This window comes from Psychrobacillus sp. (genome assembly GCF_056205495.1).
Genome location: NZ_JBAEAP010000642.1, coordinates 1 through 11,981 on the forward strand (window position 1 = coordinate 1; position 11,981 = coordinate 11,981).

The following is an 11,981-nucleotide window of genomic DNA, read 5'->3' on the forward strand; positions in this document are numbered from 1 at the left end:
CCATCCTGAAGTTGCAATCCTTTGAATTGGTCGAATTTCAGAAAAACCTGTAATAAAAAATAGTGAAATTGTAGCTGCTCCTGAGTTAGCATTATCATTGAGCTTTGATCATCGCATGATCGATGTTGCCACTGCCCAACATGCGTTGAACCATATAAAACGTTTATTAAGCAGTCCAGAATTATTATTAATGGAGGCGTAAAAAATGGTAGTAGGAGATTTCCCGATTGAAACAGATACTTTAGTAATAGGTTCAGGTCCTGGAGGATATGTAGCTGCAATTCGTGCTGCACAAACAGGGCAAAAGGTAGTAGTTGTAGAGAAAGAACATATCGGTGGAGTATGCTTAAACGTAGGGTGTATCCCTTCTAAAGCGCTAATCTCAGTTGGTCACCGTTTTGAACAAGCAAAACACTCAGATGACATGGGTATCACGGCATCTGATGTTAAAATTGACTTTTCAAAAGCACAAGCTTTCAAAGAAAGTGTTGTGAAAAAATTAACTAGCGGTGTTTCCGGATTATTAAAAGGTAACAATATTGAAGTGGTTTCTGGTGAAGCTTACTTTGTTGATGCAAATACAGTTCGTGTAATGGATGAGAAGTCTGCACAAACTTATACTTTTAAACATGCGATAATCGCTACTGGATCTCGTCCAGTAGAAATTCCAACATTTAAATATACAAAACGTGTTATTAACTCAACTGGTGCTTTAAATCTTCAAGAGGTACCTGAAAAATTAGTAGTAATTGGTGGAGGGTACATTGGAACTGAGTTAGGTTCTGCATATGCTAACCTAGGTTCACAAGTTACAATTATCGAAGGCGGAGACGATATTTTAGCTGGCTTCGAAAAACAAATGACTACTATTGTTAAAAAAGGCTTGAAGAAAAAAGGCGTAGATATGGTAGTAAAAGCATCTGCAAAAGGTGTTGAAGAGTCTGATACTGGCGTAGTCGTAACTTATGAAGTTGGTGGAGAAGAGAAAAAAGTGGAAGCTGACTATGTATTAGTTACAGTTGGCCGCCGCCCTAACACCGATGAAATTGGTTTAGAAGAGCTTGGTATTAAATTTGCAGAACGCGGATTAATCGAAGTAGATAAGCAATGTCGCACTAGCATTAGCAATATCTTTGCTATCGGTGATGTAGTAGCTGGTCCTCAGCTTGCTCACAAAGCATCTTATGAAGGTAAAGTAGCTGCTGAGGCGATTGCTGGTCAATCATCTGTTGTAGATTATCTTGCAATCCCAGCTGTTTGCTTCACAGATCCAGAGCTAGCTACAGTTGGTTTATCTGAAGCACAAGCAAAAGAACAAGGATTTGATGTAGCAGCTGGTAAGTTCCCATTCGGAGCTAACGGTCGTGCACTTGCTCTTAACGCTACAGAAGGCTTTGTAAAACTTGTTTCACGTAAAGAAGATGGTTTATTACTTGGCGCTCAAATCGTAGGTCAAGGTGCATCTGACATGATCGCTGAACTAGGTTTAGCAATTGAAGCTGGTATGACGGTTGAAGATATCGCTATGACTATTCATGCACATCCAACGCTTGGAGAAATTGCAATGGAAGCTGCAGAAGTAGTAATGGGTCACCCAATCCATATTCTATCTAAATAATAAGTAGGTCGATAAAACCGTGTAGAAATACTCTACACGGTTTTCTTTTTGACTGTTAGAATGGAAATAGAAGGGATATGGTGATTATATTGAAACTTACAACTTGGTTATTACCCGCAGCACTAACTTTTTTACTAGTAGGATGTAATGCAGAAACAACGGAAGTTCAAAAAGAACTTGGAGAAAAAAATGAAGTTAATAAAGAAACGGTAGAAACAAAGCCGGAAGAAACTGAAAAAGTGGAAGAAATAGAGCCTGTAGAGGAAGTTATAGAGGAAGAACCTGTATCGGAAATAAAGTATGAAATTAATGAGGTGAATTGGACGATAAAACCAATTGCAGATGCGAATCCTAAGGCTGTGCTTTTAACGATTGACGATGCTCCAGATAAATATGCTGTCGAAATGGCGAAAACATTAAAAGAACTTGACGCACCAGCTATCTTTTTTGTGAATGGTCATTTCATAGATTCAGAGGAAGAACAAGCTAATTTAAAAGAAATATACGATTTAGGTTTTTCTATTGGAAATCACACTCAAACACACGCGAACTTAAAAAATAGCAGTGAAGAACAGCAACAAGAAGAAATAATTAAAGTAAACGAGACGGTAGAAGCAGTGATCGGTGAGAAGCCTAAATTTTTCAGAGCTCCTTTTGGTGTAAATACTGATTTTAGTAAGTCCTTGGTTCACCAAGAAGGAATGGTCTTGATGAATTGGACATATGGATACGATTGGGAGAAAAAATATATGGAGGCTAACAGTTTAGCAGATATTATGGTTAATACGGAGTATCTAGTAGATGGTGCAAATTTGCTAATGCATGATCGAGAATGGACCGCAGCAGCTCTTTCGAAAATTGTAGAAGGCTTACGAGCAAAAGGATACGACTTGATTGATCCGAAAACTATTAAAACTATAGAATAATTTTTCGCCTCTAGTTCTAGAGAAGTTAGAGTATTGACAAAATACCTCGAGATATAAATCTTTTGAGGTATTTTGTTGTTTGGAATGATATTTAGGTAAATTTCTCTAATCTAGTTTTTAGATGCTACATTAAGTTTCTTATATGAAAATACTAGTTGATTGGAGGTCATGTCGGCGGAAAGCTTCCGCCTGGAACGAAATCATCCGATTCCTTCCAAATAAGCAAACTGCTTTTCTACTCATGGACATACTAAAAGAGAAGGCGTAAAATTATTTCTATTATCAGCTTTTATGGAGGTGAAACTTTAAAAGAATAAACTTTTAAAGTACATAATGAACAAAATAAAAAAAGTAGGTCGAATAATTTTTCAAGTAATTATTCTTTATTTATTCTCTACTCTAGGATCTTTTATAGTGGAATTATTGCCATTTTCCTTTCCTGGAAGTATTGCTGGATTATTAATACTATTAGCGTGCCTCCTGCTAAAAATAATTCCAGCCAATCTTATAAAAGATGGGGCTGGTTTTTTACTTGCATTTCTTGCCTTATTCTTTGTGCCGGCGACCGCCGGGATAATGGATTACCCTCAGTTAGCCTCGTTAAAAGGGGTTTTTATAATAATCGCTTTAATAATTAGCACAATGTTTACTATTGTAGTAGCAGGAAAGGTATGTCAATACTTTGAAAGTAAAATAGTAGGGGAGGATTTGAAATGATTGCTCTAGCGATGGTAATTGGTACAATCATTATTTTTATAGGGATGACTTTTCTCTATAGAAGATTCACCTATCCTTTACTATTACCTATTTTAACTACTACGATTATCCTTGTAGTAGCATTAAGTTTTTCAGGAGTTTCTTATGATACATATATGTCAGGTGCCAAGTGGATTGATGCAATGCTTGGACCAGCGGTAGTAGGGATGGCTTACCCTTTATATATACAGCGAGAAAAAATTATAAAAAACAAGGTGACGATTATATTAGGTGTTACTGTAGCAATGATTTCTGGACTCATTAGTATTGCTATAATAGCTAAACTTATGTCTTTTGAGGAGTTTCTTCAAAAATCCTTGTTACCAAAGTCTATTACTTCTCCAATTGCCATGCCTATTAGTGAATCAATCGGGGGTATTCCAACTTTGACAGCAGTTTTTGTAATTTTAGCTGGTTTAATAGGAGCATTAACTGGACCGTTTCTCTTTAAACTATTTCATATAGATACCGCAATCAGCAGAGGGATATCTATAGGCAGTGCATCGCATGGCATCGGCTTATCTAAGCTTTCCGAGTATGGAGAAGAGACGATGACGATGGGGTCAGTGGCAATGACTCTTAGTGCTATTTTAGGGGCTTTTATATGTCCAATATTTGCCTTTTTGATGTTTTGATTCTATTAAAAAACAGACTTTGACGTTAGCAGTCAAGAGTCTGTTTTTGATTGGAGTGAAAATATTAATTTACTAAATAATAGCCTGATGCTCTTTAATAACATGGATCATTTCCAATGTGTCGTCTTCTGGACCTTGTACTGGCAAGCCTGCCTCTAGGTTCATCAAGATATAGTCAATGTTACCTTGAGTAATTATTTCCCCGGGAATAAAAATAGGAATACCAGGAGGGTAGACCATCACGAATTCAGCAGAAATACGGCCGCTAGCTTCTAATAATGGAATAGATTCAGTTTCTGCGTACAATGCATCTCCAGGTGACATAGCTAAACCAGGGATGTCTGGTAGGGTTACAGCTGATTCTACTATTGTTGCTGCAGATTCATATGCCACTACCATTCTCGATAATGCATTAACAAGCATGTCTACTTCTTTTTTTGTATCTCCTAGCGTAATCAGGCAAAGGATATTATATAAATCAGAAAGCTCTACCTCAATATTCGCTTTTTCTCTAAGCCAAATCTCAGCTTCAAATCCAGTGATTCCTAAATTTTTAACGCTAATTAGTAGCTTGGTTGGATCCATATCGTAAGTAGCGGAGGATTGTAATATTTCTCTTCCTACACAATGGATATGTTCAATTTCATTTATACGTTTACGAGTTTCCTCAGCAATTTCAATTGCTTCGCCTATTAAATCCTCTCCATGTATAGCTAGCTGTCTTCTAGCAGTATCTAGAGAAGCTAAAAGAGGATAGGATGTAGAAGTCGTTGTAAGCATGGAAAGGATTGATTGTACCCTTTTTGCTGAAACTAATCCTTCTCTTACATTCAGGACGGAGCTTTGAGTCATAGAACCTCCAAGTTTGTGTACAGATGTCGCGGCCATATCAGCACCGGCAGACATTGCCGAAATAGGGAGGTCATTATGAAAGTGGATATGTACGCCATGGGCTTCATCCACTACTACAGGGATACCGTGCGCATGAGAAATATCTACAATTCTCTTTAAATCGGCCGCTAGACCAAAATAGGTTGGGTTGATAACAAGTAAACCCTTAGCATCTGGATGTGCTTCTATTGCTTTTTCTACGGATTCCACAGAAATACCATGGGAAACACCAAGTTCTTTATCTACCTCCGGATGTATAAATACGGGTATAGCACCTGCAAATACAATGGCAGACATAATAGATTTATGAACATTTCGTGGAACAAGGATCTTATCCCCAGGTCCACAAATAGTAAGGATCATTGTCATAATAGCTCCACTCGTACCTTGAACAGAGAAAAAGGTTTCATCTGCTCCAAAAGCTTCTGCAGCTAGATGTTGAGCTTTTTTGATGGCTCCTTTTGGAGAATGTAGGTCATCTAATGGAGCTATATTGATTAAATCAATTGAAAGTACATTATCTCCAACAAACTCTCGAAATGCAGGGTCCATCCCTTTCCCTTTCTTATGACCAGGAATGTGGAACTGAATTGGATGACGATTTCGATGCTTCAATAAAGCATCGAAGATAGGAGTTTCTAATTGTGACAACGCTTATACCACCTCTAATTAAATTTTTGTGCATGTAAACGATTCTAGTAATTATTAATAGAGACGTTGATGCAATTTTAAAAACAAAAGAATTATAGCATTTAAGGAAATTTATTACTATAAAAATAATTCAAAATTATTAAGATGCATTAATTTTGCTGGACAAATAGAAAAGAAATCGAGAGGTTTGCTTCTACAAGCATTTTAAAAGTCATTTGTTTTTAAAAACATTTTATAATGAAGAACAGTTAACAAGCATTTAAGCAGTAAACGATAACCTTATACAAGCTTGTATGTTTTTCCTACGGACATGTCTTGTTAGAGTCTTCTAATACATACATAACCTACTTTAAGGATTTAAAACGGCTCATTTAAAATTCTATCCTTTAATAGATCGATTGAATCCTAATTAGATTTTCTTTACACTACTATAAAGGGAGGGGATTAGTTTGTCATTTCAAACAAGGGTTACAGATCTATTAGGAACAAAATATCCTATAGTACAAGGTGGACTAGCGTATCTTGCGTATTCGGATCTTTGCATTGCGGTGTCAGAAGCGGGTGGCTTAGGGCAGATAACTGCTATGAGTCTTTTAACACCGGAGGAGCTACGTCAAGAGATTGCTAAAGTGAGAGAACATACAAATAATCCTTTTGGCGTAAACTTTGCTATTGGGCAAACAGGTAGACCTTATGAACATATGCTTCAAGTCGCTATAGAAGAAAACGTTCCAGTAGTTTCAATGACTGGAGGCAATCCTGCACCAATTTTAAATGCCCTGGCTAAGACTGATATTAAAAAGTTGGTATTAGTCGCTTCCAAGCGGCAGGCTCTAAAAGCAGAACAGCTAGGAGCAGATGCTGTGATGGTTGTAGGGCAAGAGGGTGGAGGTCACTTAGGGAGAGATGATATTGGAACTATGGTGCTTATCCCACAAGTAGTGGATGCTGTTTCATTACCTGTCATTGCATCTGGAGGCATTGGAGATGGGCGAGGCTGGATGGCTGCTCATGCTCTTGGAGCGGAAGGAATAGAAATGGGGACTCGTTTTATCGCAACAAAGGAATGTATCCATGCATCGGAAGCATATAAAAATGCCATATTATCAAAAGAGGAAACAGATACAGTTGTTATTAAAAAAGAGCTAGGGTCCCCAGCAAGGGCAATACGTAATAGTTGGACCGAAACTATTTTGGCTATGGAAAAGGAAAATCCAACATATGAGCATTTAAAGCATCATATTAGTGGAGAAGCCAACAAGCAATTTATTTATAACGGTTTTGAAGACCAAGGATTTGCATGGGCTGGGCAAGTGATAGGGATGATTCATGACATTCCTACAACGAAAGAGCTCATCGACAGAATGGCAGCTGAGGCACTAGATATACGAAAAAAATGGAATTTATAGGAGAGTTGAAAATGGAATACACATACCCTTTTTCGTTAGATTGGTCTACAAAAGAGATAGTAGACGTAGTAGAGTTTTTTGAAGCAATTGAAAATGCTTATGAAAAAGGCATAAAGCGAGAAGAACTGATGAATAAATATCGTCGCTTTAAAGAAATAGTTCCGTCTATAGCGGAAGAAAAAACATACTTTCGGGAGTTTGAAAAAGAAAGTGGATATGCAAGTTTCCCAATTATAAAAAAAATGAAAGAACAAACTAACGAAGCAATTATAAAGGGATAAAGTAATCCCTCCTAACAAGGAGGGAAAGCTTGTCTTATTTTATATTGGTCATAGTTTTGTAAATGGGAAGAAGTTTTTCAAAAGTATCTTCCACTAAGTCGAATAATTCTTTTTCTGTTAACTTAACAGCTTCTTCTTTAGGTATATGACGTCCAACTAAAAATTCACCCTTTTTAACATCTCTCAGACGCGTTAGAAGCTCTTCTACACCATCTTGATTAACTTCCCTTAAGGAAAAGGCTTCTGGCTTCATATGCTCCCCAGAAACGATAAACTCATCTGGTAGCTTTTTAAATAAACTCATCTGTTGCAGCAAACGCTCTGCAATTGCAACTTTATCTGGTGCTTCATAAATAACTGCTACTATGATAAATAAATGCGTACCCCATAAGCCGATTTGAAAATGAGGCAAAGCCTTGTAACCACGTTTGTAAGGAGCAAAAGCTACCCAACTATCCTTTGGAGGGTTAACTGATCGACGAGCGTGCTTAGCTACATGACTAAAAAATTCATCTCCAAGAACACCAGAAAAATAAAGGCTATATTGTTTACCAAGTTCTTCAAACTTAGGTCGAACATTCTCTATAAGAGCAGTCATTCTATTTTCTAATCCTTCAATTTGAAACACTTCAAAATCTTTTTCTTGCCAAAAAGTTTTACTCATATATTAACTCCTTTCAATTTCTATGTTTATTTTAGCGGATTTTTGGGTAAAAATCTTGTAAGCAGTATTTATTAACACAAATCGATTTGTAGCATAATGTAAGAATAAAGTTCTGAATATTAAGATAAAATGATTATGGAGAGGTGTTAACTATGAAACAGGTTGTGCATATAATTCGTAAATATGATATGGAAAAGGAAAAAATTCAAACATTGAAATTGGAAATGGATTATCAATTAGCTACTTTATACGATGCAATGCAGGATGGAGACCAAGAAGTAATTAGTGAGGCGAAGATGCGATTAACAGAGCTTCATCAGTCACTGGATGAACTAAATGCGTTTACTTAAGTTGTCGTCACTAATAGCACCATGAAAAACACCAGCTAATCTTGAAAGACAGCCGGTGTTTTTTTCTTTATACTAAGACTAAGTATATGCAAAGCATGTATGACGGTCAGTTAACAAGGGACATAGAAGGGGTGGTAACATGGACTTACATATGCTTGATAAGTATGCAAAATCATTGATTAAACAAGCTGCGATTCAAATAAGAAGCTCATTCTCAGAGGAGTTAATTATTGAATCTAAGTCGGAAGCGAATGACTTAGTTACTAATATTGATAAAGAAACAGAAAAGTTTTTTATTAGAAACATTAAAAATGATTTTCCAAACCATCGTATATTTGGAGAGGAAGGGTTTGGAGATAAGATAGATAATTTGGATGGCTATGTTTGGATGCTAGATCCAATTGATGGGACTACTAACTTTATTCACTTCAAGAAAAACTTTGCCATATCGTTAGGTATTTACAAGGACGGCGAAGGAATACTTGGTTATATTTATAATGTTATGGATGATGATTTACTAAGTGCTGCATCGGGACAAGGGGCATATCTAAACGACGTGAGGATCCCTCGTCTTGAGAGTACGACAGTAGAGAAATCAATAATAGGGGTGAATGCTAGTTGGGTTGTACCAAATCGAATGGTGCATCACGACGGAATGATAGAGCTCGTGAAAACGTCTAGAGGAACTAGATCCTTTGGGTCTGCTGCAATTGAGATTGCCTATGTAGCCACCGGAAGATTAGATGCATATCTGTCCATGAGACTTTCACCTTGGGATATAGCTGGAGGGATGGTAGTAGCAAACGAAGTGGGAGCAGTTGTTACTAACTTATCTAACGAGCCTATAAATCTGTTAAAACAAAATTCATTTATAGTCTCTAAGCCTAATCTTCATGAGCAACTATTATCAAAATATATTATTTTAAAATAAATGAGTTTGTTTCATATAATAAAAACAATAACATACGTGAGAATATACTAGAATCTTATAAATGATATTGTCGACAACCATACAAGTAATTTCAGGTGACAAGAAATAAGAATATAAAAAAGAGGCTAGTCTTTGACGTTAGTCGCGACCAGCCTCTACTGAAGTAAAAAAAATTGATAAAATACCCAGCTATAATTATAAAAAACTTAGGTTATTTAAATTTTTCTATTCTAATAACCCTTGTTCACGCATTTTCTTTTTCGTTTTAAAGCCATATCCCATGACAACAAATAACATTGCTAAAAACAATAATGCTAACGGAATATTACGTAAAGCAATAGCGACTCCTATTAATCCCATAGACAACATTGCGCCTAAAGAAAACAAGACAAAAATCCATTTAATGTTACTCAAAACAATTACCCCCAAGAAAATAATTAAAAATATTATAACTTTAGTTCTACTTGTGTTATAATAGCACAGTTATGGACATGAAAAAAGAATATGGAGTGGAAATATGACAAAATTACGTCAAGATTTAAGAAACATAGCTATTATAGCACACGTTGACCATGGAAAAACGACATTAGTCGATCAATTATTAAAACAATCAGGAACGTTCCGTTCAAATGAACACGTTGACGAAAGAGCAATGGATTCAAACGATATCGAACGCGAGCGTGGAATTACTATATTAGCAAAAAACACAGCTGTAAATTACGAAGACAAACGCATTAACATTTTGGATACACCTGGACATTCCGATTTTGGTGGAGAAGTAGAACGTATCTTAAAAATGGTAGATGGTGTTTTACTAGTAGTAGATGCATATGAAGGTTGTATGCCTCAAACACGTTTTGTATTGAAAAAAGCATTAGAACAAAAACTAATACCAATAGTTGTAGTTAACAAAGTTGATAAAGATTCTGCTCGTCCACTAGAAGTAGTAGACGAAGTATTAGAACTTTTCATTGAGTTAGGTGCAGACGACGATCAATTAGACTTCCCAGTTGTTTATGCTTCTGGTGTTAACGGAACTGCTTCTTTAGATGCTGATCCTGCTAACCAAGAAGAAGATATGAAATGTCTATTTGAAAAAATTATTGAATCTATTCCAGCGCCAATTGATAACTCAGATGAGCCATTACAGTTCCAAGTTGCATTGCTTGACTATAATGACTATGTAGGCCGTATCGGTATCGGTCGCGTATTCCGCGGTACAATTGAAGTTGGTCAACAAGTTTCATTAATGAAATTAGATGGCAAAGTTAAAAATTACCGTGTTACAAAATTATTTGGTTTCTTCGGATTGAAACGTGAAGAAATTCAATCAGCAAAAGCTGGAGATTTAATCGCGGTTTCAGGTATGGAAGAGATTAACGTAGGGGAAACGGTTTGTCCAACAGACCATCCTGATGCTTTAATTCCATTACGTATCGATGAGCCAACGTTACAAATGACATTCTTAACAAATAACTCACCGTTTGCTGGTCGTGAAGGTAAATGGGTTACATCTCGTAAAATTGAAGAACGTCTTCGTTCGCAATTACAAACAGATGTTTCTTTACGAGTAGAAGATACAGATTCACCTGATGCTTGGGTTGTTTCTGGTCGTGGAGAACTCCACTTATCTATATTAATAGAGAACATGCGTCGTGAAGGTTTTGAGCTTCAAGTATCTAAACCTGAAGTTATTATTCGTGAAATTGATGGCAAAAAATGTGAACCGGTTGAACGCGTTCAAATTGATGTACCAGAAGACTGTGTAGGTTCAATCATTGAGTCTATGGGTACACGTAAAGGCGAAATGGTTGATATGGTTAACAGCGGAAACGGCCAAGTGCGTTTAATCTTCATGGTTCCTGCCCGTGGATTAATCGGATATTCAACTGAATTCATGTCCTTGACTAAAGGGTTCGGAATCATTAACCATACATTTGATAGCTACCAACCAGTAGTGGCAGGTCGTGTTGGTGGACGTCACCAAGGTGTACTTGTTTCTATGGAAACAGGAAAAGCAACAACTTATGGTATGATGCAAATTGAAGACCGTGGAACTCTATTCGTAGAGCCAGGTACTGAAATTTATGAAGGTATGATCGTTGGTGAAAATACTCGTGATGCTGACATCACAGTAAATATCACTAAAATGAAACAAAAAACAAATATCCGTTCAGCAAATAAAGACCAAACAAACGTTATTAAACGCCCACGTATCTTAACTCTAGAAGAAGCATTAGAATTCCTAGGTGATGATGAGTATCTAGAAGTAACACCAGAATCTATTCGCTTACGTAAAAAAATTCTTGAGAAAAGCGAACGTGAACGCGTAACGAAGAAAAAGAAAAGTGCAGATCAGGAATAGGAACTGAAAGGGTGACAAGCCTTGGAGGAACAAGATCTAGTAATGGGTAGAATGTCTTCTATCGCTAGGTTTATCTATGAAACACTGCCAAACTTTACAGTTGCAGGCTATGTTTTATTCATCGTCATATTTTTATTGTCAGTGCTAGTGTACAAGCTTGGATTTGCAAAGAAATTAAAATTTAAGCAAAATATAGTTATCTATATTTTCCTATTGTTAGGTTGCTTAATGCTGACCTTCTTAGCATTTTTCCTTCCCGTAGTGGAAGCATTGTTAGTTGCTGCATTGATATTAATCATATATAAAATACGATTAAAACTAGAAAAAAGAGGTTCGACTACTTAAGTAGGCTACTTTTAATAAATTAAATGAAGCTGGCACATAACTAGTCAACAAATTAAAAGACGTGAAATCAGAAACTTGATTTCACGTCTTTACTTTTTTTAAGGGTAACTGATTCCTCATTATAAACTCTTATTTTTTGTCGGTTATGGGTATTGAGAG

13 protein-coding genes and 1 pseudogene are annotated in these 11,981 nt (G+C 36.5%); 11 read left to right on the top strand and 3 right to left on the bottom strand.

Annotation, left to right across the window (positions count from 1 at the left end; all coding sequences use genetic code 11):
- The 5 genes and pseudogenes from AC06OU_RS18335 to AC06OU_RS18355 all read left to right on the top strand — a co-directional run.
- Positions 1 to 202, top strand: a pseudogene (locus AC06OU_RS18335) (2-oxo acid dehydrogenase subunit E2); the annotation flags it as partial.
- A 3-nt stretch (positions 203 to 205) separates the two neighbouring features.
- Positions 206 to 1,618, top strand: coding sequence for a dihydrolipoyl dehydrogenase (gene lpdA, locus AC06OU_RS18340; protein WP_169358928.1), 1,413 nt, complete (start codon positions 206 to 208; stop codon positions 1,616 to 1,618).
- 77 nt (positions 1,619 to 1,695) lie between these two features.
- The gene (locus AC06OU_RS18345) at positions 1,696 to 2,544 is read left to right on the top strand and encodes a polysaccharide deacetylase family protein (RefSeq protein WP_475857664.1); all 849 of its coding nucleotides are present in this window, start codon (positions 1,696 to 1,698) and stop codon (positions 2,542 to 2,544) included.
- A gap of 333 nt (positions 2,545 to 2,877) precedes the next feature.
- Positions 2,878 to 3,261, top strand: a complete 384-nt coding sequence (locus tag AC06OU_RS18350) for a CidA/LrgA family protein (protein ID WP_475857665.1) — start codon at positions 2,878 to 2,880, stop codon at positions 3,259 to 3,261.
- Positions 3,258 to 3,935, top strand: coding sequence for an LrgB family protein (locus AC06OU_RS18355; protein ID WP_475857666.1), 678 nt, complete (start codon positions 3,258 to 3,260; stop codon positions 3,933 to 3,935). The genes AC06OU_RS18350 and AC06OU_RS18355 overlap by 4 nt, the downstream gene beginning before the upstream one ends.
- Before the next feature lie 72 nt (positions 3,936 to 4,007).
- Here the strand turns inward: AC06OU_RS18355 and AC06OU_RS18360 are convergent, their stop codons facing one another.
- Positions 4,008 to 5,477: an aminotransferase class I/II-fold pyridoxal phosphate-dependent enzyme gene (locus AC06OU_RS18360; protein WP_475857667.1), complete on the bottom strand. Its 1,470-nt coding sequence runs from the start codon at positions 5,475 to 5,477 to the stop codon at positions 4,008 to 4,010.
- Between the two features lie 449 nt (positions 5,478 to 5,926).
- Between AC06OU_RS18360 and AC06OU_RS18365 the strand changes: the two genes are divergently transcribed.
- Both AC06OU_RS18365 and AC06OU_RS18370 read left to right on the top strand, forming a co-directional pair.
- Positions 5,927 to 6,886 (top strand): NAD(P)H-dependent flavin oxidoreductase, encoded by a 960-nt coding sequence (locus AC06OU_RS18365; protein WP_475857668.1) that lies wholly within the window; start codon positions 5,927 to 5,929, stop codon positions 6,884 to 6,886.
- An 11-nt stretch (positions 6,887 to 6,897) separates the two neighbouring features.
- A complete protein-coding gene (locus AC06OU_RS18370; protein ID WP_475857669.1) occupies positions 6,898 to 7,167 on the top strand; it encodes a UPF0223 family protein in 270 nt (89 codons plus the stop codon).
- Positions 7,168 to 7,201: 34 nt separating this feature from the next.
- On the opposite strand, the gene AC06OU_RS18375 is transcribed toward AC06OU_RS18370, so the two are convergent.
- Positions 7,202 to 7,831: a YktB family protein gene (locus AC06OU_RS18375; protein WP_475857670.1), complete on the bottom strand. Its 630-nt coding sequence runs from the start codon at positions 7,829 to 7,831 to the stop codon at positions 7,202 to 7,204.
- Between the two features lie 152 nt (positions 7,832 to 7,983).
- Between AC06OU_RS18375 and AC06OU_RS18380 the strand changes: the two genes are divergently transcribed.
- Entirely contained in the window at positions 7,984 to 8,181 is a 198-nt protein-coding gene (locus tag AC06OU_RS18380) for a hypothetical protein (protein WP_169358936.1), read from the top strand.
- A gap of 139 nt (positions 8,182 to 8,320) precedes the next feature.
- Positions 8,321 to 9,112: an inositol monophosphatase family protein gene (locus tag AC06OU_RS18385; RefSeq protein ID WP_475857671.1), complete on the top strand. Its 792-nt coding sequence runs from the start codon at positions 8,321 to 8,323 to the stop codon at positions 9,110 to 9,112.
- Positions 9,113 to 9,337: 225 nt separating this feature from the next.
- On the opposite strand, the gene AC06OU_RS18390 is transcribed toward AC06OU_RS18385, so the two are convergent.
- The gene (locus AC06OU_RS18390) at positions 9,338 to 9,526 is read right to left on the bottom strand and encodes a YlaF family protein (protein ID WP_475857672.1); all 189 of its coding nucleotides are present in this window, start codon (positions 9,524 to 9,526) and stop codon (positions 9,338 to 9,340) included.
- Between the two features lie 103 nt (positions 9,527 to 9,629).
- Here AC06OU_RS18390 and typA point away from each other — a divergent pair, with 103 nt between their 5' ends.
- Complete coding sequence (gene typA, locus AC06OU_RS18395) at positions 9,630 to 11,477, top strand: translational GTPase TypA (protein WP_475857673.1); 1,848 nt, start codon at positions 9,630 to 9,632, stop codon at positions 11,475 to 11,477.
- 21 nt (positions 11,478 to 11,498) lie between these two features.
- The gene (locus AC06OU_RS18400) at positions 11,499 to 11,822 is read left to right on the top strand and encodes a YlaH-like family protein (RefSeq protein WP_475857674.1); all 324 of its coding nucleotides are present in this window, start codon (positions 11,499 to 11,501) and stop codon (positions 11,820 to 11,822) included.
- The last annotated feature ends 159 nt before the right edge of the window (positions 11,823 to 11,981 follow it).